General features: G+C 35.9%; 25 protein-coding genes. 19 read left to right on the top strand and 6 right to left on the bottom strand.

Features of this window, described 5'->3' with window-relative positions:
- Positions 1 to 26: 26 nt before the first annotated feature.
- Positions 27 to 1,025 (bottom strand): sodium:calcium antiporter, encoded by a 999-nt coding sequence (locus BKP35_RS02005; RefSeq protein ID WP_071311714.1) that lies wholly within the window; start codon positions 1,023 to 1,025, stop codon positions 27 to 29.
- Between the two features lie 431 nt (positions 1,026 to 1,456).
- On the opposite strand from BKP35_RS02005, the gene BKP35_RS02000 reads away from it, so the two are divergent.
- Positions 1,457 to 1,687, top strand: a complete 231-nt coding sequence (locus tag BKP35_RS02000) for a YqkE family protein (RefSeq protein WP_084031408.1) — start codon at positions 1,457 to 1,459, stop codon at positions 1,685 to 1,687.
- 121 nt (positions 1,688 to 1,808) lie between these two features.
- Positions 1,809 to 2,414: a YpjP family protein gene (locus BKP35_RS01995; protein ID WP_071311712.1), complete on the top strand. Its 606-nt coding sequence runs from the start codon at positions 1,809 to 1,811 to the stop codon at positions 2,412 to 2,414.
- Positions 2,415 to 2,482: 68 nt separating this feature from the next.
- Here BKP35_RS01995 and BKP35_RS01990 read toward each other — a convergent pair whose 3' ends face one another.
- Positions 2,483 to 3,382, bottom strand: a complete 900-nt coding sequence (locus tag BKP35_RS01990; RefSeq protein ID WP_084031406.1) for a diacylglycerol/lipid kinase family protein — start codon at positions 3,380 to 3,382, stop codon at positions 2,483 to 2,485.
- A 194-nt stretch (positions 3,383 to 3,576) separates the two neighbouring features.
- On the opposite strand from BKP35_RS01990, the gene BKP35_RS01985 reads away from it, so the two are divergent.
- The 15 genes from BKP35_RS01985 (at position 3,577) to BKP35_RS01915 (ending at position 19,109) form a co-directional block, all read left to right on the top strand.
- Entirely contained in the window at positions 3,577 to 3,927 is a 351-nt protein-coding gene (locus BKP35_RS01985; RefSeq protein WP_071311710.1) for a hypothetical protein, read from the top strand.
- Between the two features lie 105 nt (positions 3,928 to 4,032).
- A complete protein-coding gene (locus BKP35_RS01980; protein ID WP_071311709.1) occupies positions 4,033 to 4,233 on the top strand; it encodes a twin-arginine translocase TatA/TatE family subunit in 201 nt (66 codons plus the stop codon).
- Positions 4,234 to 4,670: 437 nt separating this feature from the next.
- On the top strand, positions 4,671 to 5,402 hold the full coding sequence (tatC, locus tag BKP35_RS01975; protein ID WP_071311708.1) for a twin-arginine translocase subunit TatC: 732 nt from the start codon (positions 4,671 to 4,673) through the stop codon (positions 5,400 to 5,402).
- A gap of 492 nt (positions 5,403 to 5,894) precedes the next feature.
- A complete protein-coding gene (locus BKP35_RS01970; protein ID WP_071311707.1) occupies positions 5,895 to 6,986 on the top strand; it encodes a hydrogenase small subunit in 1,092 nt (363 codons plus the stop codon).
- Between the two features lie 11 nt (positions 6,987 to 6,997).
- Positions 6,998 to 8,713: a nickel-dependent hydrogenase large subunit gene (locus BKP35_RS01965; protein ID WP_071311706.1), complete on the top strand. Its 1,716-nt coding sequence runs from the start codon at positions 6,998 to 7,000 to the stop codon at positions 8,711 to 8,713.
- Between the two features lie 11 nt (positions 8,714 to 8,724).
- Positions 8,725 to 9,444 (top strand): Ni/Fe-hydrogenase, b-type cytochrome subunit, encoded by a 720-nt coding sequence (gene cybH / locus BKP35_RS01960; protein ID WP_071311705.1) that lies wholly within the window; start codon positions 8,725 to 8,727, stop codon positions 9,442 to 9,444.
- Positions 9,445 to 9,460: 16 nt separating this feature from the next.
- The gene (locus BKP35_RS01955) at positions 9,461 to 9,958 is read left to right on the top strand and encodes a HyaD/HybD family hydrogenase maturation endopeptidase (RefSeq protein WP_071311704.1); all 498 of its coding nucleotides are present in this window, start codon (positions 9,461 to 9,463) and stop codon (positions 9,956 to 9,958) included.
- Complete coding sequence (locus BKP35_RS01950; protein WP_071311703.1) at positions 9,951 to 10,373, top strand: hypothetical protein; 423 nt, start codon at positions 9,951 to 9,953, stop codon at positions 10,371 to 10,373. Before BKP35_RS01955 ends, BKP35_RS01950 begins: the two co-directional genes overlap by 8 nt.
- A 52-nt stretch (positions 10,374 to 10,425) precedes the next feature.
- Positions 10,426 to 10,776 (top strand): hydrogenase maturation nickel metallochaperone HypA/HybF, encoded by a 351-nt coding sequence (locus BKP35_RS01945; RefSeq protein ID WP_071311702.1) that lies wholly within the window; start codon positions 10,426 to 10,428, stop codon positions 10,774 to 10,776.
- Positions 10,777 to 10,782: 6 nt separating this feature from the next.
- Positions 10,783 to 11,433 carry a hydrogenase nickel incorporation protein HypB gene (gene hypB, locus BKP35_RS01940; RefSeq protein ID WP_071311701.1) on the top strand — a complete coding sequence of 217 codons (651 nt, stop codon included), beginning with the start codon at positions 10,783 to 10,785 and terminating at the stop codon, positions 11,431 to 11,433.
- Positions 11,420 to 13,726 (top strand): carbamoyltransferase HypF, encoded by a 2,307-nt coding sequence (gene hypF, locus BKP35_RS01935; protein WP_071311700.1) that lies wholly within the window; start codon positions 11,420 to 11,422, stop codon positions 13,724 to 13,726. The genes hypB and hypF overlap by 14 nt, the downstream gene beginning before the upstream one ends.
- Before the next feature lie 5 nt (positions 13,727 to 13,731).
- The gene (locus BKP35_RS01930) at positions 13,732 to 13,956 is read left to right on the top strand and encodes a HypC/HybG/HupF family hydrogenase formation chaperone (protein ID WP_071311699.1); all 225 of its coding nucleotides are present in this window, start codon (positions 13,732 to 13,734) and stop codon (positions 13,954 to 13,956) included.
- On the top strand, positions 13,940 to 15,049 hold the full coding sequence (gene hypD / locus BKP35_RS01925; RefSeq protein WP_071311698.1) for a hydrogenase formation protein HypD: 1,110 nt from the start codon (positions 13,940 to 13,942) through the stop codon (positions 15,047 to 15,049). Before BKP35_RS01930 ends, hypD begins: the two co-directional genes overlap by 17 nt.
- 2 nt (positions 15,050 to 15,051) lie before the next feature.
- Complete coding sequence (gene hypE / locus BKP35_RS01920) at positions 15,052 to 16,056, top strand: hydrogenase expression/formation protein HypE (RefSeq protein ID WP_071311697.1); 1,005 nt, start codon at positions 15,052 to 15,054, stop codon at positions 16,054 to 16,056.
- Between the two features lie 380 nt (positions 16,057 to 16,436).
- Positions 16,437 to 19,109, top strand: a complete 2,673-nt coding sequence (locus tag BKP35_RS01915; protein ID WP_071311696.1) for a cation-transporting P-type ATPase — start codon at positions 16,437 to 16,439, stop codon at positions 19,107 to 19,109.
- Between the two features lie 81 nt (positions 19,110 to 19,190).
- Here the strand turns inward: BKP35_RS01915 and BKP35_RS01910 are convergent, their stop codons facing one another.
- Genes BKP35_RS01910 through atpB form a run of 4 tightly spaced genes read right to left on the bottom strand, consistent with a single transcriptional unit; the run spans position 19,191 to position 21,240 of the window.
- The gene (locus tag BKP35_RS01910; protein ID WP_071311695.1) at positions 19,191 to 19,643 is read right to left on the bottom strand and encodes a DUF3939 domain-containing protein; all 453 of its coding nucleotides are present in this window, start codon (positions 19,641 to 19,643) and stop codon (positions 19,191 to 19,193) included.
- A 34-nt stretch (positions 19,644 to 19,677) separates the two neighbouring features.
- Positions 19,678 to 20,133 (bottom strand): AtpZ/AtpI family protein, encoded by a 456-nt coding sequence (locus BKP35_RS01905; protein WP_071311694.1) that lies wholly within the window; start codon positions 20,131 to 20,133, stop codon positions 19,678 to 19,680.
- 3 nt (positions 20,134 to 20,136) lie between these two features.
- Positions 20,137 to 20,505: a F0F1 ATP synthase subunit B family protein gene (locus BKP35_RS01900; RefSeq protein WP_071311693.1), complete on the bottom strand. Its 369-nt coding sequence runs from the start codon at positions 20,503 to 20,505 to the stop codon at positions 20,137 to 20,139.
- 21 nt (positions 20,506 to 20,526) lie between these two features.
- Complete coding sequence (atpB, locus tag BKP35_RS01895; RefSeq protein WP_071311692.1) at positions 20,527 to 21,240, bottom strand: F0F1 ATP synthase subunit A; 714 nt, start codon at positions 21,238 to 21,240, stop codon at positions 20,527 to 20,529.
- A gap of 315 nt (positions 21,241 to 21,555) precedes the next feature.
- Here atpB and BKP35_RS01890 point away from each other — a divergent pair, with 315 nt between their 5' ends.
- Positions 21,556 to 21,927 carry a PaaI family thioesterase gene (locus BKP35_RS01890; protein ID WP_071311691.1) on the top strand — a complete coding sequence of 124 codons (372 nt, stop codon included), beginning with the start codon at positions 21,556 to 21,558 and terminating at the stop codon, positions 21,925 to 21,927.
- A 189-nt stretch (positions 21,928 to 22,116) separates the two neighbouring features.
- Positions 22,117 to 23,022, top strand: coding sequence for a hypothetical protein (locus BKP35_RS01885; RefSeq protein ID WP_071311690.1), 906 nt, complete (start codon positions 22,117 to 22,119; stop codon positions 23,020 to 23,022).
- Positions 23,023 to 23,142 lie beyond the last annotated feature (120 nt).

Here is a 23,142-nt window from a genome sequence, read left to right as displayed (position 1 = left end):
ATTTCCCTACAAGCATTCAAAATAAGTTACGAGTAAATAAAAATATAGTAACTTGTCACAATATAAGAAAATACAATTATTAACGATGGTATTGAATAGCGGATGGGGGTTTTCGCTTTAATACGAATAAGTAAATAAAACGTGACTACATACAAAAATATTACTAGAGAAGCTGTAAGTTCATGAACAGGATCTACATGCAATAACAATGGGCCTGTTCGATAAAAGATATCTGTACCACAAAGAATTAAAATGTTAAATAAATTACTCCCTAATATTGAACCGATGGCTAAATTAAAGTTCCTTAGTCTACAGGCAACAAAGCAGGCTACGGCTTCTGGTAGGGAAGTTGATGCAGCAAGTAAGAAACTTCCGACAAAACTCGCTCCTAAACCGGTAACGACTGCAATTCTGTCACCAACAAAAGTTAAAAGTGATCCAGTAACCAAGATGAAAATTGCAGCCACGATAAATCTCTTCAATGCTTGTTTAGCTGTTAATGAGGGCAGTGGCACTTCTCGGCTATTTTGATCGTCTATGTCGTTTTCATTGTTTTTAGCTGTTTGTTTCACCTTAGATAAAAGGATCATTCCAACTATATACCCGGTTAAGATTAAAAACGTATCAAGCCCAATGCCCAGGATCATAAACATAAGAGGGGTTTGCAAGGAAAATAATATAATTAACATTAATGCAAAACCAATACCAGCAGTATAGCGGTGTTGCATCCATATTTTTTTAAAAAATTGATCTTTACGAAAATATAGATCTAAACAAGCTAAAATTAGTAAATTGAACAAATTACTACCAAGAATGTTACCTACAGCTAAGTCAGGGTTTCCTAAAGCGATTGATGTATAGCTCGTTGTAATTTCAGGTAATGATGTTGCTCCAGCGAGTAGCATCGAGCCGATTAACATACCACCCACAGCTGTTTTTACACTAATAATGTCGGCATATGTAGATAATTTCATCGCAGCAAAAATAGTCACTGCAGCAATAACAATAAAAATGAGAAAAAGCAATTGAAACTCACCTCAAATTTGCGTCCTTTTTATGTTGCTATATTGTTTATCGTGCTCATATGGTAAAATTAAATGATATGAAAGCGATGGTAATTTTGTATTAGTTGGTTTGTTGGTTAGGGTGCGCCCTCGCGTGACTTTTACATGTAAGATGGTGACGATGCTTCGCCATGAGCGTTTTGTATGAAAAAAGGTGGGTGCTTTTGCGAACGAACGTCTGAGATTCGTCAGAAGGTCAAGGTGAAGTGAGTGAAAGCACCCACCTTTTCTATATTAGAAAGATGCTCCTGCGGTTACTCGTCGCAAAGCTGCATGAAGCCAATTCTAAGATGTATCTCATGATGTAATTGATGTCAGTAACTTTAGTGACGGTAAGCTGGCATGACCGTTTTACATAATAAGAATTCTTAAATTTTGACGAGGTGGAAGAAATGAAAAAGAAACAAAAACAAAATGATGATGCTTTTCAAATTAATGAACGACTAAATAGCGATGTCTTATCAAAATTAAAAACTGCTAGCAAGCAATTAAAAGAAAATGAGCGAGTTAAATCAGAAGAAAAAAGAGAGCAAGAAAGGCAACGAAGAATTGAAAAAGAAAAAAACAAATCATTTGAAGAGCTTCTTGGTGAAAGTAGTCTTGATTGGAAAAACTTCAAATAACTGATGATCTTATGATGAAAATACATTCATGAATTTTTTATGAAAACTTCGAAATTAGTCTCATAGATTGATAGATTATGTTAAAATAAGATAAAAGATTTCAAGTTAGGGAGAAATGATTATGAGACTTTGGTTAACAAAACTTTCTGTAGTCATAATTACGTTTATGACTTTTGGAATTTTTATTCCACCAACATACTTGGATGCTGAAGCGTCAGAACAAGAAGTATTTGTTTCTAACTCTGACAATAATTTTAAAGATGTTCATTCTGAAGAAATTGATCATATAGACGAAGAAATAGATTATGTTGAAATAAATGCTCATGAACAATTTATTTCATACGCATTAAAACAAGCGAAGCAGCAATCATTTGAAAAGTTTGGACCTAAGATTTCAAGTCACGTGGGTGATGAGTTTCTAAATGAAGTATTCCCGAAAATCCAAGAGGTCATAGAAACTTTAGTGGAGTCGGCAAATGAAGAACAAGTTCAAAAATATGAAATTACTGAAAAACCTTCAAACGGTTATGGGGAAAAGATCTTCCATATATATGACTTACAAAAGAAGGAAGATGTTGCACGCTTTCATGTGCGACGTGTGAATCACCCTCGTGAAGGACATTCATTTAACTTTCATTATCACCTTTACAGTGATCGTTTTGAAAAACATCACCATTTAGGAGATATATTCTGGGACAAAAATACACCACCTAAATGGAAGTCATAACCAAACAAAATGCTCGCCGTTAGGCGAGCATTTTGTTTGGTTCTAAATCAATTCAGACGGTTTGAATTTTATATGATCACTTTTAAATTTTTTCTTTTTATTGAAATAGAAGTAGGAGTAGTTCCTAGCATTTCACCGTCACCTTGAACAAGAATGCTTTCTTTTGACGTGACTTGAATAGATTGCCCCTCTAATGTTGAAACTGAGCGATGCAATGTATGCTTGCCGATGAAGACTAATGGGAAAAATAGTAAAAGTTCTATTCTTGATAACGAATGGGCAATACATAAATTGATGTTGTTATCGCTTTCGTCCGCATCAGGACATATCTTAAGTCCACCTCCGTAATATGGAGTATTGGCAATGGCAATGAGCCAAACGTTGCGATAAGATTTTGTTTTACCGTCGATGTTAATTTCAACATCTGTCGGTTTATAGGATAACACTGCTCGTAGTACACTAAAAATATAAGCAAATTTACCAATTCTAAAGTAGTTTAACCACTTTTTTATTTTTGATTGATTGGTTATTTCTGTGACTTTCGCGTCAAATCCAACCCCAACTACAGTAAGGCATAATTGGTTATTTACTTGCATCACATCAATGGTTGTCGTATTCATTAATAATATTTTTTTAAGCGCTTTTTGGATATTTTTAGGTATGTTTAAAGCTCTAGCAAAGTCGTTACCAGAACCGGCGGGGATTATTCCTATTGGAATTTCTGTATCACCAATATAACTTACTGCTTTTTGGATTGTCCCATCGCCACCAATGATAACGAGTGCTTTAATATTAGTAGTAAGTTCATCTTTAATTTTAAGCATCTCTTTAGCATCTTTTTTTATAATAATGGCTTTATATTCGATGTTCTTTTTTAAGAGTATTTTAGATATTTTTTTCCAAACTTTAAATCCATTCCCAGATTGATTGTTAACGAGAAATAAATACAATTCATCACCTTTTTTCATAGCATGCCAAAAATTGATATTTATAGTATACTATGAAAATAAATAATAGTTAAATGAGTGAATTTCATAATTACCAAAAACGAGCCACATCAAGCAATATATAGTTTGCGAATGGTTTTGACGCAACTATATATTGATCTTCGTGGCGAAAATAATGAATTATGAAATTCATTAAAATAGAAAGGGTTAAATCAATGAAACAATGGCTTATTTTGTCGAGTGTAATTTGTTTGTTTTTACTAGTATGGGGGACAGTTATTTATCAAATTTTCGTCCAAGAAGAAAGTATAATGTTTGCTAGAGATTTACCATATATACAAATAGAGCACGCTGAAAGAGAGTTTGTCCTAGATGATAGGGTAGAAAGTGATACTGGGAAGAGAGAGAGTGAAACTGAAAACATAATTGCAGAAGAAACTGAAAGAAAATACACTGAGTTAAATAAAAGGACGGCTCCACCATTATACGAAGGTCTTGATTTTGGTGACGGTATTTCAATAGATGATCTTTTAAGAAGCTATGGAATTATTGTGAACAATAGTTAAAAGCATAGAACATATGTAGAATATAATAATAAGATCATGTATACTAGGGGAAGTAAATAATATTACGTAAATACTCATTTTCTGTTTACTAAAGGGGGTACAACTATGCTAACAAACATCGGAATCCCAGGCTTAGTATTAATTCTTGTAATCGCATTGATTATTTTTGGTCCGAAGAAGTTACCGGAACTAGGTAAGGCTGTAGGACAAACGTTGAGGGAATTCAAGTCATCAACTCGTGAACTGACAGATGATGTAATGGAAGAGTTTGAAGACGACAAATCTAAGTCGAAATCTAAAAAATAACGTTTTAACATTATTTATTGAAGAAATAATATATAAGTGCGTGTTCAAAAGGAAGATAATCAGAGCCGAGGAGAATCGAGCCGCGGAATGTATGCTATTAATACATGAGTAGCACAGAAGCGAGCCAACGAAGAGAATCACGAGCTTGGATTACCGGGCTTTTTGAACATCCTCTATTAATAATTTGAAATATCTTAAGATGTGAGATCCTGTTTTTAATCCGTCTTGCATTTTTTTATTGTTTATTTTAATGAATTTCATAATTAAATAATACCGCCATTAAGTATCTATATGTAGTTGCGTTAAACCGTTCGCAACTACATATAGTTTGATATAGCTCAATATAGGAGATTATGAAATTTACTCAAGTAACATATAAATTCAAGCTTTGTAGCGTATTTGGCAACAAGCCAAGTTTTCTTAAGGGGATGTATAGTATGAGCGATCAAAATATGAACCTCCTTGATCATTTAGACGAACTTCGAAAACGAATAATGATTATTTTAGGAGCATTTATCGTATTTTTTATTGCTAGTTTTATTTTTGTGAAAGATATTTATGATTGGATCGTCAAAGATCTAGACATGCAGCTGACAGTATTAGGGCCAATGGACATAATTTATGTTTACCTTATGTTAGCAGGCGTTGTCGCGCTTGCTTTAACTGTACCTGTGATTATTTTGCAAATATGGCTTTTTGTTAGACCTGCATTAACTGACCGAGAAAGAAAATTAACTTTAGGCTATATTCCGGCATCATTAATCTTATTTTTAGCAGGATTATCATTCGGATATTTTATCGTTTTACCGCTCGTTTTAAACTTTTTATTTGGTTTAGGCGGGGATATGTTTACAATGATGTTTACAACAGACAAATATTTCCAATTTGTTTTACGGATGACGATCCCATTTAGTATTCTTTTCGAAATGCCATTAGTCGTCATGTTCTTAACAAGCTTAGGCATTGTTACTCCAAAAGCAATGGCTAAAAATAGAAAGTATGCGTTCTTTTTCATTGTAGTGATTTCTGTATTAATTTCACCACCTGACTTTATTTCAGACGTATTAGTTATTATACCGTTACTCTTCTTATATGAAGTAAGTATTGTATTATCAAAAATTGTTTATCGCAGAAAACTAAAGCGAGAACGACAAGAAAATCAAGAATAATAAGTTAATGATAAAAATGCCAGTTCACCTTCATTTCTATAAGGTGACTGGCTTTTTTTGTTGGTTAGTTGGTTAGTTGGAATGTTGGAAAGGCGAAAAGGTCAACGTTTTTTTACAATCTAGATGGTGACGAATTATCGTCATGAGCGTTTTGTATGAAAAAAGAACGAGCGATTTCCTGAACAAGCCTCTAAAATTCGATAGAAGTTTACAGCGAAGAGAAGGAAATCGCTCGTTCTTTTACATGTTAAATGGTGACGGAATCCCGTCATGCGGGTTTTGTATGAAAAAATAGTCCGACATTTTCTATATATCAGTTTCTTAACATAAAAATAGGTATAAGTTAATATTCTATGACTTTTTTCCTGAAATATATGTATTATTTGTGAAATAAACGAAGGAACAAACATTATTTCTGGAATTTTACATATTTTTTTATGGATACCTATGAAACTGTAGGGAAGTCCGTTTACACCAAGGGAGGGACATAAAATGAGGCCGGAAAAAACGATTTACGAGTCCGCCATTGAAAGAGGCGTTTCTCGTAGAGATTTTCTGAAGGTGTGTACCGCGTTAGCTGCTACTTTAGGTTTAGATTATTCTCAGTCTGGTAAAGTCGTTCAAGCCATGGAAACAAATAAAAGAATCCCAGTCATTTGGTTACAATTAATGGATTGCACAGGTTGTTCAGAATCTTTTATTCGATCATCACATCCGCGAACTGAAAATGTATTGTTCGATATGATTTCGTTAGAATACCATGAGCTCTTATCTGCTGCTGCTGGACATCAAATTGAAGAAAATCGGGAAAGAATTATGGAGCAATATAAAGGCGAATATATTTTAGTTGTTGAAGGAAATGTCACTGATGATGAATTTTTAACAGTAGCTGGACATTCTGCACTAGAATCTTTAAAAGAAACAGCAAAACATGCTAAAGCAGTTCTTGCTTATGGGAGTTGCTCTGCATTTGGAGGACTTGCAGCGGCTAAACCGAATCCAACCAATGCAAAGGCCGTAAGCGATGTTGTTCGTGGGGTACCAATTATTAATGTGCCAGGCTGTCCACCAATTGCAGAAGTAATGACAGGAGTCATAGCTCATGTGATTACGTTTGGTAGATTACCAGAATTAGATCGTCAAGGTAGACCAAAAGCGTTTTATAAATTACGAATTCACGATAAATGTAATAGAAGAGCATATTTCGATGCTGGACTTTTTGTTGAGTCGTTTGATGATGAAGGAGCGAAAGTGGGCTACTGTTTATACAAAGTAGGCTGTGCAGGTCCGACAACGTACAATGCTTGTGCAGAAATGAGATGGAATGGTGGTGTTAGTTATCCGATTCAATCTGGAAATCCTTGTATTGGATGTTCTGAAAAGAACTTTTGGGACGAAGGACCATTTTTCACAAGAAGAGCAAAAATTCCTGGAACACAAACGACGATTAATCCTGAAAAGGTAGGGTTATATGCAACAGGAGCAACTGCTGCTGGGATTGCAGGGCATGCGGCATTAACTGCTATGAAGAAAAAGAAAGACGAAAAAGCTAATAGTGAAAAAAATAGTTCACAAGAAGGTTGAGGTGACAGAAAATGACTGAACGTATTGTAGTCGATCCGGTAACGAGAATAGAGGGTCACTTGCGTATTGAAGCTGATATTGAAAACGGTGTCATAAAAAATGCGTTAAGTTCCGGAACGGGCGTTCGAGGGTTAGAGCAAATTGTAACGGGTCGTGATCCTCGAGATGTGTGGGCTTTCGTACAGCGAGTTTGTGGCGTATGTACAACGACGCATGCATTAGCTTCTGTTCGCTCGGTAGAAGATGCACTGGATATTAAAATCCCAAGGAATGCGCAGCTTATTCGTGAAATTATGAATGAAGCTCAGTTTGTTCATGACCATGTCGTTCACTTTTATCATTTACACGCCCTAGATTGGGTAGATGTTGTGAGTGCATTAAGTGCTGACCCAGAAGAAACAAGTAAAATTGCTCAATCGATCTCTGACTGGGCGAAGTCGTCCCCTGGTTATTTTAGAGAAGTTCAGCAAAAGGTCCAGAAGGTCGTTGACAGCGGCCAGTTAGGAATATTTGCAAACGGTTACTGGGGCCATGAAGCCTATAAGCTCCCTCCAGAAGTCAACTTACTCGCAGTTGCTCATTATTTAGAAGCGCTAGAGTGGCAAAAAGAAATTGTTAAAATTCATACGATATTAGGTGGGAAAAATCCACATCCACATTATGTTGTTGGTGGAATGGCGACACCGATTGATATTAATCGTGACAATTCTGTGAATGCCTCACAATTAACTCAAATCTCTGAAATTATAGATCGAGCAATGGAATTTGTTAATAAAGTTTATATCCCTGACTTACTAGCGATTGGTTCTTATTATAAAGATTGGCTCCACGGCGGTGGAATTCAAAATTATATGAGTTTTGGTGATTTTTCTACAGGTGATGTTCGGGATACTAAATTATATCGAATGCCGAGAGGAATCATTTTAAATGGAAATTTAAATGAAGTATTAGATATTGACCTTCGAGACCCTGAACAAATCAAAGAATTTATTGATTATTCATGGTATACGTATGATGGGAACTCAGGGGGAGGGAAACATCCTTGGGAAGGTGAAACAACATTAAAGTATAGTGGTCCGAATATTCCATATAAAAACTTAGATGAAGAAGAAAAGTATACGTGGGTGAAGGCGCCACGCTGGCGTGAGAATCCTATGGAAGTAGGCCCTTTAGCAAGGATAATGGTAGGTTATGCGAAAGGACAACCGGAAATTGTAAACATTGTCGATGATACGTTAAATAAGCTTAATGTACCGCTTTCAGCTCTACAATCAGCACTTGGAAGAACGGTAGCAAGAGGCTTAGAAACTGCATTAATTGTTCAGTGGTTAAGAAACGATATGGATGCTTTATTAAACAATATTAAAAACGGTGACCAAGTAACCTTTGACCGCACAATGTGGGATCCGGACAATTGGCCTAAAGAAGCAAAAGGTGTAGGTTGGATGGAAGCGCCACGCGGAGCATTAGCCCATTGGGTCGGAATTGAAAATGGCAAAACAAGTAAGTATCAGATGGTTGTTCCAACGACTTGGCTGGCTTCACCGAAAGATAATAAAGGTCAAAGTGGTCCGTACGAAGCAGCATTAAAAGACACGCCTGTCATCGATCCTGATCAACCTATAGAAATATTAAGAATCATTCATTCTTTTGATCCGTGCCTAGCTTGTGCTGTTCACTTAACGGACTTGAAGAACAAAAAGACAACTGAGATTAAATTAAGTTAGGGGGGGAGGAAATGGCCGTTCCCGTCAATGAAAAGAGGAATGTCTCACAATCGGAAGACCAATTAGAAAAGGTTTACGTTTGGCAGTTACCTGTCCGCATTTTTCATTGGATTGCAGCATTCAGTATTCTAATCTTAATTATAACTGGTCTCTATATCGCTACTCCATTTTTCTCACCAACTGTTCATACTGATGCCACATCAAATGAAATGGGATGGGTTCGTAATGTTCATATTTTCACCGCCTTTATATTTACGTTGAACTTCATCTTTCGAATTTATTGGTTTTTTGCAGGTAATCAATATTCGAGATCAAAGCCGTTCACAAAAGAATTTTGGCTAGGAACTCTTGAGACTATTAAATATTATTTGCTTATGAAAAATAAAAAGAAACATTATATTGGGCACAACCCATTAGCTGAACTTAGTTATTGGATCTTCTTCGTTATTGGTTCAATTATTGCAATATTTACAGGATTTTTCTTACTTTTCGAACCACAGCCTCATACGTGGTTAGCCGCTCAATTTGCCTGGGTACCCTATATCTTTGGGGGAGATAGTTTTGGAGTACGCTCTCTTCATAATTTAGTAACATGGAGTTTTGTTATTTTTTCAATTGTCCATATTTACATGGCTTTTCGTGATGATTGGCTCAGTAAAAATGGTGCGATCTCAAGTATGTTTACAGGCTACAAAATTGAAAAGAAGCAGGAAGATAAAGACGATAACTAAATGTAGGTGAAAAGTTATGAGTACAAGTGAAGTTAAACAAAAACAAATAACGATTTTAGGTATCGGCAACACCCTCTATTCAGATGAGGGTGTTGGCGTTCAAGTTATTCCGCTTCTTGAAGATATTTTAAAAGATTACGAAAGTAAAGTGGAAATTATTGAAGGGGCTACCGATGGTATTAAGCTATTAGGTCCAGTAGAAGATACCGAGTATTTGATTATTATTGACGCGATCAATGCCGATAAAGAACCAGGGTCGATTATCACAGTTGACCAAGATGAAATTCCGAAATATTTTGGTGTGAAGATGTCAATTCATCAAGTCGGTTTTCAAGAAGTACTGTTTGCAGCACAAATTAGAGAGAATTTACCGAAACAAATGATCATGTTTGGCATTCAGCCTGAATCTCTTAAATTAGGCGTTGAATTAACAGATACTGTGAAAAGTAAATTACCTGATTTAGCATGTTTAATAAAGGAGAAAGTTGAAAGTTGGCTTGATCAGCATGAATAGGCTTCAGTTTTTAGCTGAATTAAGGAAAAGTTTAATAGACACAACGAAAGGAATTACTTTTCCTGTAATTTCCGAGGAAATTGAAAAGCTAGATGAGGTCGCGGATCATATTGTTGGTATACAGTGGTTCCCACTTAAAACAATGAGCCCGAGTTCTTTTCTCGGTGCACAAGACCGTTTTATAAATAATCATTCTATTTTATTTTTTTCAGATGGAAAGAGTTTAAAAGCATACGAAAAAAAATGCATAAGCTGCAATTGTTTAGCGCAATGGATAACTTATGAAAAAAAGTTAAAATGCTTTAGCTGTGATAAAACGTATGATGTACAGAAAGATTCCGGCGAGCTTACATGTGAACGCCACTCAATGAAAGAAACAAACGGAGAATGGTTTATCGGCTTGAAGAGTCAGTAAATCATTCTCTTTAATAAAAGCAGTTAGCAACCGTTGCGAAAGGAAGATGTCCATGCATGAAATGGCGTTAATGGGTGATATTTTAAAAATTATCGGTGAAGATGTACAGAAACGGAATTTTTCAAAAGTAGAAAAAATAGAATTAATTGTAGGGGAAGTTAGTAACGCGATGCCTGATGCATTAGAGATGGCACTGGAGATTTACAAAACACAATCTATTCCTTTTTTGGACAAGAATACGAAACTAGTCATTATTAACGAAGAAGCAAAAGCAAGATGCTGCGTTTGTGAATCAGAATACATCCCAGAAAAAAGGTTATCTGTTTGCCCTACCTGTTGTATACCAAGTGGAGAATTAATTTCAGGAGAAACGTTTAAAGTTTATTCATATGAGGGGAGTTAAAAAAATATGAAAATTACGTTAAATGAAGATGTATTAGCCGACAACAATAGTGCCGCCGCTTTTTTGAGAGACGAATTTATAAAAAGCAAGACACTTGTTATTAATTTGATGAGTTCACCTGGTGCTGGAAAAACAACATTATTAGAAAGAACGATTCAAGAACTAGCCAATGACTATAAAATTGGTGTCATTGAAGGTGATTTAGCGACAGAAATAGATGCAGATCGTATACGCGCTGCAGGAGCTCGTGCGGTCCAAATTAATACAAACGGTGGTTGCCATTTAGATGCAAGAATGGTAGCTAAAACGATTCCAAACTTCAATTTAGAAGAGATAGATATTTTATTTATCGAAAATGTTGGAAACTTAGTTTGTCCTTCGGGGTATGACCTCGGTCAAAAACATAAAGTCGCCATTTTAAGTGTTCCTGAAGGGAACGATAAAATCCCTAAATATCCGGTCATGTTTCGGCGCACAGAGCTCGTACTTTTAAATAAAATAGATTTACTTCCTTATTTAAATTTTGATGTTGATACTGCGATAAAGGATTTAAAGGGTATTAATCCACATTCAAAGCTAATGAACATATCAGCGACAACTGGTGAGGGAGTTGAAGCTTGGGTTAGTTGGATTAAAGAGGCTTATGAAACTCGATAAAGCTGTCAAAATTGTAGTGAAAGGGCGTGTTCAAGGAGTTGGATTTCGCCCCTTTGTATTTTCGATTGCAAAAAAGTACTCCATTAAAGGAACGGTTCAAAACAATATGGATGGGGTGAACATTGTAGCAGAAGGGACTGCCGCTAACCTCCATAGTTTTATCGAACAGCTACAAAATAATCAGCCACGCTTAGCAAGAATCGATCATGTACAGGTAGAAGCTACTGCAATGTTTGAAAATTATCAAACTTTCACCATTATAGAAAGTGACCGTAAAGGAAAATCTTCACTTGTCATCCCTGTAGATGCCAGTGTTTGCCCAGCTTGTATCGCAGAAATGACGGATGAATCTGATTTTCGTTATAACTATCCATTTATTAATTGCACCGAGTGTGGGCCGAGGTACACGATCATAAAAGCGTTACCTTATGATCGTCCCTTTACGACGATGGAGAAATTTAAAATGTGCCCAGATTGTAAAGAAGAGTATGAAGACCCCCTTGATCGTCGTCACCATGCTCAGCCAATTGCTTGTCCGAGCTGTGGTCCGAAGTTATCGTTACTTTCAATGGAAGGGACTGTGGTCACCACAGGAGAAAGTGCTTTAGAGCAGTGTAAATGTCTACTAGCGAAAGGAGCAATTGTCGCGATCAAAGGGATCGGTGGCTTTCACCTTGCTTGTGATGCAACGAATGAAACTGCTGTTAGAGAACTAAGAAATAGGAAAAAACGTCCGAAGCGCCCGCTTGCAGTTATGGCTAATGAACGTAATACGATCGAAGAAATAACGAATTTATCGGAGGCTGAAAAGCACTTACTCGACTCTCCGGAATCGCCAATTGTCGTCGTTAAAAAAAATAATCATCAATTGATCCCAGAGTGTGTTGCTCCAGGGATGAAAACGATTGGTGTAATGTTACCTTATACACCGCTACACAAATTGCTTTTTATGAAGGCTGATTACGAAGTGTTAATCATGACGAGCGCTAACCCGTCAGGATTACCAATGTTATATCAAGATAATGAAATATTTTCATATTTAAGAGGAATTGCTGACTTTATTTTAACTTCCGATAGAGAAATAGAGCATCCACTTGATGATTCCGTTGTTCAAATCGTAAATAATGAGCTTCAGTTTTTTAGGCGAGCAAGGGGATACGTACCAGACCCTTTTTTTATAGATACTAATATAAATGGAATTGTAGCATTAGGTCCTCAGCAAAAAAATACGTTTGCAATAGGTCGAGGTGAGCAAATTTTTATTGGGCCGCACATAGGGGATATGGGAAGTGTCGAAGTAACGGATCATTTTTTACATGAACTTAAACATTTAATGAAGTGGGTAGGGATAAAGCATGAAGTCATTGCTGTTGACAAGCACCCCAATTATGAAACTACTTCGTTGGCAAGTGAGATGGAATGTAATCGCATTATTAAAGTGCAGCATCATCATGCTCACCACGTTTCTTGTATGGTTGATAATCAGATAAAAGAGGCTTGTTTTGGCATTATTTTAGATGGAACAGGCTATGGTGATGATGGGAATATTTGGGGATTTGAACTTTTGTACGGTGATGCCCTTAGTTATGAACGATTAGGTCATATGTCATATTACCCATTACCAGGTGGAGAAAAGGCGGTAAAAGAACCTTGGCGCAACGCCATCAGTTTGGTGCTATCCCACTGTGAGGGTGGTTTATGTCATTTACAAAAACTTTTTCCTTACAAGAAATCAGAAATTGAGACCATTCAACGAATGTTGAAACAAAACCTTAATAGTCCACTTGCTGGAACATGCGGTAGGTTATTTGATGCTGTTAGTGCTTTATTAAAAATTTGTGATATATCTACGCATGACGGTGAGGCGGCGATTCGTTTATCGGAATTAACCGATGAAACAGAGTGGGTTAACGATTACTATCAATTTAGTGTTATTGAGAACGGCGGCTTATTAGAAATTTCGCTTAAAGAAATGGTAGTAGAGTTATTGGAAGATATTCAGAAAAGAACTGAACAAAAACGAATTGTACAAAAGTTTCACCGTACTATTGTAGAAATGTGTCTAGGTTTACTTATGAAAGCATTTGAACAAAGGCCGTATCTAAATAAACAAGTCGTTTTATCAGGTGGTAGCTTTCATAATCGCTTCCTTTTTTATCATCTTGTGAGGCTATTAAAAGAGAATGGTTTTGAAGTTTTTACACATAAAAAAGTACCGTGCAATGATGGTGGAGTTTCATTAGGTCAGTTAGTCATAGCAAGCGCTCAAACAACGAACAAGAAGGGGGAGTAACACACATGTGTGTAGGAGTACCAGCAAAAATTATAAAAGTTGATGAGTATTCAGCGGTCGTTGATGTGATGGGCTCAAAAATGACGGTTGGAATTATTTTTATTCCTGAAGTAAAGTTAGATGATTATGTGATTGTTCATGCAGGACAGGCGATGTCGATTGTTGACGAAGAGTATGCGAAAGCAAGTATTGAAGAATGGAGGAAGATGGTCAATGATCGAGACGCTTAAACAGTTTTCTAGTAGTACGATCAGTCAAGCACTACTGAAACAAATCGAGCAAAAAGCGGGAGAATATAAAGAGAAATTTGGTCGTGAGCCGGCATTAATGGAAGTGTGTGGCTCACACACGATGGCGGTCGCAAAAACGGGAGTGAAAAAGTTACTCGCTGGAAAAGTAAAATTAATTTCAGGACCTGGTTGCCCAGTTTGTGTCACTGATCAAAAATCAATAGATGCTATGATTCAATTAGCCGAAAGCGATGAACGAATTATTTGCACGTTCGGAGACATGGTGCGTGTCCCAGGAACAAACCGAGCATTAATAGATGCGAAAACAGACGGGAGAGATGTGAGAGTCGTTTATTCTCCTTGTGATGCTGTAGAAATTGCCAAAGAAAACCCCGATAAACAGGTTGTTTTTTTAGGGATAGGCTTTGAAACAACGATTCCTGTATTAGCTGTAGCATTAAAAAAAGCTGATGATGAAAGGGTAACGAATTTTTCAATGTGGGTGACTACGAAGTTAGTTGAACCGATATTAAGAAAATTACTAAACGAAGGAGATGTTCAAGTCGACGGTTTATTGCTTCCTGGTCACGTTTCAATTGTTCTAGGAAAATATCATTATCAATATTTAGTGGATGAATATCGTGTTCCAGGAGTGATTTGTGGTTTTGAACCTGCAGAGCTTTTAAGTGGAATTTATAAGTCTATCGAACTATTATTAAATGAAAACCCTGAGATCATCAATTCGCACCAACATGTCGTTCGTGATGAGGGGAATCGTCAAGCTCAACTTATGATCGATCAGTACTTTCAAGTTTGTGATGAAGCTTGGCGTGGTATTGGAGTGATCGAAAATAGTGGTTTAGATATTCGTGACCAATTCATTCACTTAAATGCGAAATCCCGTTTTGATATTAAAGCAGGTGAACCGAAACCAACAAGATGTCGCTGTGGTGAGATTATTAGAGGGTTAATACCACCTGAGGAATGTAACTTATTCGCTAAAGCTTGTACACCTGTTAATCCGATCGGACCTTGTATGGTTTCGAGTGAAGGAAGTTGTGCAGCATCGTATCAATATTTGAGGGAGGAATAATAATGGTAGAAAAAATTAGTCTTGCCCATGGAGATGGTGGTGAACTCGCGCACCAACTTATTCAAAATGTTTTTATAACAACTTTTGGTCATCATGATCAAGCAAAACTAGATGCTGCCATACTGCATATACCTCAAGAAAAGTTAACGATCTCTACGGATAGCTTTGTCATTAAACCAACTTTTTTTCGTGGAGGTAATATTGGCAAACTAGCGATTTGTGGTACGGTTAATGATCTTGCAGTTAGTGGGGCTACTCCATTATATATTACGGTTGCTTTTATTATTGAGGAGGGATTTTCGATTCCACAACTACAGAAAATTGTCTCTTCAATGGCCGAAGAAGCAAAGAAGGCAAACGTTAGAATCGTTAGTGGAGACACAAAAGTCGTTGAACGAGGTAGTGTTGATGGGATCTTTATTAATACGACAGGAATTGGTGTCATAAATACTGAAGAAATGTTACCGAAAACGATTGATAAACAAGATGTGATAATTATTAGTGGGACGATTGGTGATCACGGCATATCAATTTTAAGTGCGAGAGGTGAACTCGGATTAGTTACTGAACTTAACAGCGATTGTGCCTCTTTAAATGATCTTACAAGTGAAGTTTTAAACGTGTCTAGTCGAGTGAAAATGATGCGCGATCCCACTAGAGGTGGCGTGGCAACAACACTCGTTGAGATTTGTGAAGATTTTAATGTGACAATCGAGATTAATGAAGATGCCTTACCAGTAAAAGAGGAAGTAGAAGGAGCATGTGATATATTAGGTTTCGATCCACTGTATTTAGCAAATGAAGGTAAATTGCTATTAATTGTTGCCAAAGAAGATGAAGAAAAGGTGTTAGCTGTGCTAAAAAAATTTGACATTGGTCGCGAGGCAACAACGATTGGACGTGTAAGCGAAGTTGAAACTAATGGTAGATTATTTTTGAAAATGTTGTTAGGCAGTCGCCGTCGCTTAAACCGTCTTGCCGGGATGCAATTACCGAGAATTTGTTGATTTCATTAATAATTGAATGCTTCATAATCTTCGCCATGGGTAGCCCTATGGCGTTTTTTGTATTATCACAATTGAGTGAATTTCATAATTACCAAAAATGAGCCACATCGTGCAATATATAGTGTGCGAATGGTTTTGACGCAACTATATATTGATCTTAGTGGGGAAAAAAGAATTATGAAATTTATTGAATTTATCATCAGATCATCGATAGTTTTAAATAAACTTCTTCTTGGTGAAAAGGTAAACTTTTTAAATATGAGACCTTTTTCACAAGTTAGTCATACATTTCGAAAACTACTCATTAATCGCATCATATATTAATTATAGGATTCACTTCAGGAACTGCCCTTCCAGCCAAAGTGAAAGGACTGAATTTTATGGAAAATAAAGATTACGAAAATAATGAGTGGTATAACTTAAGTGTGGAGGAAGTTGCATCGAAGTTGGAAGTAGTTATTGATGATGGTTTAACTGAAGAAGAAGTCAGCGAAAGAATTAATGTGTATGGGAATAATGAATTACCAGAACCAGAGAAAGAATCATTAGCAATAAGGTTTTTAAAGCATTTTAATGATGTACTTATTTATATTTTACTATTTGCGGCTGTAATAACGATTATTCTTGGTCATTATATTGATACTGCTGTTATTCTTATGGTTGTGATTATTAATGCCTTTATCGGTTTTTTTCAAGAAAATAAAGCCGAAAAAGCTTTGAACTCGATAAAAAACTTATTGTCACTAAAGGCAAATATATTGAGGGATAGAGAGAGAACGGAGGTTGACTCCTCACAATTAGTGCCTGGGGATATTGTTATCGTTAGTAGTGGTGATAAGATACCAGCAGATATGAGGCTCGTGCAATGCGAAAACTTACGAATAGAGGAAGCTGTTCTTACAGGAGAATCGATACCAGTTAAGAAAGTTTCAGAAAAAATTGAAGGTAAAACAGCTTTAGGTGATCAAATTAATATGGCTTTTTCAGGAACAGCAGTGACAGCAGGAACAGGAGTAGGGGTTGTAACTGCGACTGGTAAAGATACTGAAATAGGTAAAATAAGTAAATCGCTTTCAGAAGTTGATGAAATAAAAACACCTCTTATAAAACAAACAACTAAATTCGGAAAAATGGTATCTTTAGTTATTTTAGTTGCGGCGGTTTTCATGTATGCATTTGGTTATTTTATAAGAGGCTTCGATGCTGCAGAATTATTACTTGCCGTGATAGGGCTTGCAGTAGCAGCGATACCTGAAGGTTTACCGGCGATCGTCTCGATTATTTTAGCAATTGGTGTACAAAATTTGGCTAGAAAAAAGGCAATCGTTAGAAATCTCCCCTCTGTTGAAACGCTCGGTGCGGTCTCTGTCATTTGTTCAGATAAAACGGGGACACTCACCAAAAATGAAATGACAGTGACATCAGTTGTGACAGAAAGTGCCGAGTACGAAGTTACAGGAACGGGTTATTCTCCTGAGGGAGCTATTTTGAAAAATGGAACGCATATAAAGCTAAGTCAAGAATATTTGCTAAAAGAGATGCTGAAGTGCTTTAGAACATGTAACGATGCTAGTATACGTAAAACGGAAAATAACCAGTGGACGATAAATGGTGATCCAACAGAAGGTTGTCTCATTACATTAAGCGAAAAGGCTGATGAAAAAGTTGGAAAATTAAAGGTACAATCAAAGGTCCCTTTTGATTCTGAATATAAATATATGGCTGTATTAGTTGAACAAAATAATGAAAAAGTGATTTATATAAAGGGAGCACCTGACCGTTTGCTAGATATGACCGACTTAGAGCCATCAGATCGAGCATATTGGGAAGAAAAAGTACAAAAATACGCAAGTACTGGTCAAAGAGTTATCGGAGCAGCTTATAAAAAAGTGCCTCAAAGTGTGACCACTATTGATCATGAACATTTAACCGAGGGTGTTCAACTTTTAGGTTTAGCAGGCATTATGGATCCACCTAGAGAAGAAGCGATTTTAGCGATTGAAGAGTGTAAAAAAGCAGGAATAAAAGTAAAAATGATTACTGGTGATCATAAAAGTACGGCGATGACGATAGGAAAAGTTATGGGAATTGGCGATGGAGAAACCGCACTTGAAGGTAAAGATATTGATCAAATGTCCGATGAAGAGCTTGCAGAAGCAATTATGAAATTTGATATATTTGCTCGAACTAGCCCAGATAATAAATTGAGAATAGTGAAAGCCCTGCAAGAGAAAGGTCAAATTTGTGCAATGACCGGTGACGGTGTTAACGATGCACCTGCACTAAAAAGAGCAGATATCGGTGTTGCTATGGGTATAAAAGGAACTGAGGTTGCTAAAGATGCTTCACAAATGGTTCTCGTTGATGATAATTTTAAAACGATTGTAAATGCTGTCCAAGAAGGAAGAAGGGTGTATGATAACTTAAAGAAAACGATCCTTTTTATCCTCCCGACAAATGGTGCGCAAGCCTCTCTAATCATCGCAAGCATTATGTTTGGGATAGCGATGCCGCTAACACCAGTCCAAATTTTATGGGTGAACATGGTCATTTCTGTTACTTTATCTTTAGCTTTTGCCTTTGAACGTTTAGAAAAAGGAACAATGGAAAGGCCACCTAGAGAACTGAAAACCCCATTGTTAAGTGGTTATTATATATTTAGAATTATATTTGTTGCTTTAATGATTAGTGGTGCTTCACTCGTTTTAAACATCCACCTTCATAATCAAGGTTATGATCAAGCAGTTGTAAATACCGTTACATTGCATACGATTGTGATTCTCCAATTGTTTTATTTATTCAACTGTAGAAGTGAACGAAACTTTGCATTTAATAAAGATTTCTTTACAAATAAAGCTGTGTGGGTCGTCTCAAGCTTCCTAATTGTTTTACAAGTTGCGCTTATTTACGTTCCATTTATGAATACAATATTTGGTACCGCACCAATAAGTTTCAATTACTGGATCATTGCGATCATCATGGGGGTAGTAATTTTATTGATCGTGGAGGTTGAGAAAGTAATAACAAGAAAATTAGGCCTGTTTGTAAAGTGATATTGTTACAGAATAGATATGGTTAGGCACCAAATGAGGCCACCCAAAAAAAGTTTCAGACACTTATGGGGCAGCCTATTTTTATTTAGAAGGTTTAATGTGTGTGATCATACCGTCTTTATGAATGTACAACGGAATGTCTGGACGGAAATCGAGAAAACCTTCTTGCATTAAAACATGGTAGTTTACTCGAAAATTTGGATCAAAGGTAATAATGGGGGGCTGTTTGAACTGTTTGACATACCCATCAACAGCACGTTGAACACTATCTAGGGTGGCTGGTATTTCCTTTTCTTCCTCTTCAAAAATATCAAAGGTTTCTTTTGACATATAAAAATTTTTCGTAGGAATGCCCCCTATAATATGAGCAAGTTGTTCAAAATCAATGCTATTATCCTCGTTCACTAATATTGTAGTAAACACCCCTTTTGATAATCTATCAGAAAAGGTTATTACTGCGTTTCGGACATCTTGAATGGTAACATCTATGAATGGATATTGCTTTTTTTTCTTTTTACGTTTCGACCAGAACATGAATGCCCCTCCCCTCAAGGTGACTAACTGCTTGTTAATCCTTAAAATCAGGCATAATATACTTTTTGATCATTTTATAACCTGTAAAACTAGCTAAGCCTATTCCAGTGAAAAGTCCGATGAGTGTAAAAAGAGGATATTTTCCATAAGTCATGTCAAAATGAGTTCCTAATTTAAAACCAATAATACAAGAAAGAGCAAACATAATCCCAATACCTAAGTGTAATGAGGAAGCTTTTAAAAGCGTTTCTAAGTTCAGTTTTTGTTTATAAAGTACTTTTTTTATTTCATGTTCCATTCGAAAGGTTACGTTGTTTTCCTTAAAGAAGTCATCTAAATGATGCTCAATCGATTGCTCATTATTTTTCAAAAACATGGCTTTTTTTTGATATTCACCTCTTGAGTAATGAACATATACCCACTTTTCCTCATCGATAAATTCAAATTTCTCTTCGAAGTTGTCGTGCTTCTTTATGATCGTTCTCTTCATCTTCTATGCCCCCTGATTTAAACGTTTTTTTTGTTCTTCAACCGCTTTAGCACGAATTTGGTAAGCTTCATCACGGGCATTCTTAAGCAATTGTTCCGTTTCTTCCTTGCACTTCTTACGCATTTCCAATACTTCACGTCTCGTTTCTTCTAATAATTTCGTTTGTTCCTCTAATTTTTGTTTTGCTTCTTCTTTATATTGTTCAGTGACAGTAAGTTGGTTTTCGATATGCTTTTTCCGATTTTCTAATGCGTCGACAATTTTTTTGAAGCACAGCTTGTGAAGAAGCCAAAAGAGAACGGTAAAAATAAACGCTTGATAAAGCATGGTGCCTAACGCGACTGGAATTCCAAAGATCGTAATATCGCCCATAATCGATCCTCCTTGTTAAGATTAATGTTGTAGCCTTAAAGAAACATAAACCATCGTTAGCGTAACGAAAATATATGCTTGAAGCGCGCCGATAAATAGTCCAAATGCTAGCCAAATTAAAAGTGGTACAGCGGCTAGTATTCCAACAAAAATCCCTTTTTTTATTGAACCTATGAGTAGTAACAACATGATTTCTTTTGCGTACATATTTCCAAAAAGTCGTAATCCTAACGTTAGTGTGTTACTAAATTGTTCCATTATATTGGTAGGCAACAATGCTTTAAAGGGCTTAACATAACCGGTGATGTAATGATTAAACCCTAAAGTTCGAATGTCATTGTAATGGGAATAAACGATCATCATAATCGCTAAAGTGATTGGTACATGAGCATCAGATGTTGGTGATTTCCACCATATAGCGTGATCCTCTCCTGCAATAATCGTAAAAGGAAGCCCTAGTATATTGGCAGTGAAAATATAGAGTAATAGAGTAATTCCGCACGATAGCGTGAACATATTTCTAGAGGATCCGATTGTATTCCTCATTATTTTTTGGACGAATTCAACGATCCATTCGATCACATTTTGTCGACTAGTAGGAATTTTGGTCGTTACTGTTTTAGTAGTGAAGTAGACGAATAAAAACACAAGTAGTGAGGCTACTGTAGTAGTAAGGACAATGGAGAGATCGAAGGTCAATGAAAACCACTGGACAAGTGGACTTGAGTGGTGCATATTAGTTTCCCCCTCCCTTAAATAGAGAAAGCGTAGATCGATCATTAGTATTTCTAAAATTGTTTAAGGTGAATGGTTAATATATTACTTTCTTACTATATGTATATGGCGCTTCACATGCAGACGTTATGCTTAATGTGCTGAAAATTGTGAACTATTTAACTATTTTTTAGGAATTGTGTAACTTTTAATTTATAGATCTACCTTTTTTATACTCCTTTAATTTTAAGGTATACAAATTTGTTTGATATTTATAAAATAAAAATAATGTTTAGAATATTATAAAATAAATAAAGGTGATTGGGGGAGTTTGAAATGTTTATTCAACAACCGTTTGATGAATTTTTAGGATTTCAATATGTAAGAACGAATGAAAAAGAAATAAAGGTAACGTTACCGATAAAAGATTTATTTTTAAATAGTGTTGGTGTTGTTCACGGGGGAGTTATTTCATCATTAGCTGATGTTGCCATGTGTAACACAATACAGACAGATGTTTGTGGGGTACAAAAAGTTGTTACTGTAGATCTTAAAGTGACATTTTTAAAAGGCGCAAAAGGAAAGAACTTAGTAGCTTGTGCAGAGCTAATTAAGTCTGGAAGAACGTTAACTCATGTCGATTGTTTTATTTACGATGATAATGAAATATTAGTAGCTAAGGCAAATGGAGTTTATGCTAATTACTGATTTTTAGTGGCCGACAGTTTTACATATTTATAAATGTACTAAATGTGTCACAAAAAACATCAAAAAAATGGAGTATAGTTAAATAAAATAGAATGAGAGTAAAAGGGAAAATTCTCTTCAATCTAAATGAAGTTAATAATTGTAAATAAATATTTTAGAAGGTTTAACTGGAGTAGAAAGGGGGTACACATGAACTTAGTTTCTTTAACAAAATATTCTACTCTTTCGTTTTTAAAAGGTATTTTAGTAGCAAGCATCACATTATTAGGGGCATTTGTTGGATATATAAGCGTTCTTTTATTAGGGCTTTATACACCAAATACACCTACTTTTTTAGAAGATTTCATGAGTACGTTTTACTTTCTACTTATTACAGCGGTCATTGCAGCACTCATAGGCGAATTGTTTTTAATGCTAAAGCAGCGATTTATAGAAAGATTTCTTTCCATTTTTATCTACCACTTTTTCTTTTACTTTATAATAAGAATTGGAGACGCCTTTTTTTTAAATACAAAAGCTGGGTTTTCATATGAGGTAATAAGTCATATATTTCCTTCCTTCCTATTTGCTCTTGTCGTAGCACTATTATGGCGTCCGGTGGGTGAATTAACCTCTGTATTTAATGAAGCTTCTACCTATTTTAAATTTAGAAGTAATAAAAATTGGTTTTTTCGCTTCTTTATTGCCTGGATATGTTTTGTACCAATTTATTACTTTACGAGCTGGTTACTATCTCCTTTTATAGAACCTTACTATTCAGAAATAGGCGGTGAAGTACTAGTTGTTTTTAACTTTTACACTACGGTCATAATTAAATTTGTTATAGGAGCCTTGTTAGTTGCGATTTTAATGCCGATTTTTATTTTATGGAAACGTTCGAAAACTTCACTATTATTTTGGGTAGGTTTTCCTATTTTCATGCTGGCGGCGGTTTATTCTTCGCTTATTCAATTTTGGTTCCCGACAGGAATAAGGTTTCCTTACTTGATTCAATACACAGTGATCTGTTACTTGATAGCAATTATTTTTGTTCAATTGTTTTACGTACCTGATGAAAATGAAATTATTGATGACCATTTGAAATGGATGTATTGAGAAAAAGCTACGTCAGAGACGTAGCTTTTTCTTCTTTGACAACTTTGTCACATTTTTAGTTTAGTTGTGATTTATTTCACACGTTCAGAGTGACTTTCTTCACATTTCAAGCAATCCCCT

This window comes from Anaerobacillus arseniciselenatis, assembly GCF_001865995.1.
In the GTDB taxonomy this organism is placed as follows: domain Bacteria; phylum Bacillota; class Bacilli; order Bacillales; family Anaerobacillaceae; genus Anaerobacillus; species Anaerobacillus arseniciselenatis.
This window is presented reverse-complemented; position numbering and strand designations above follow the sequence as displayed.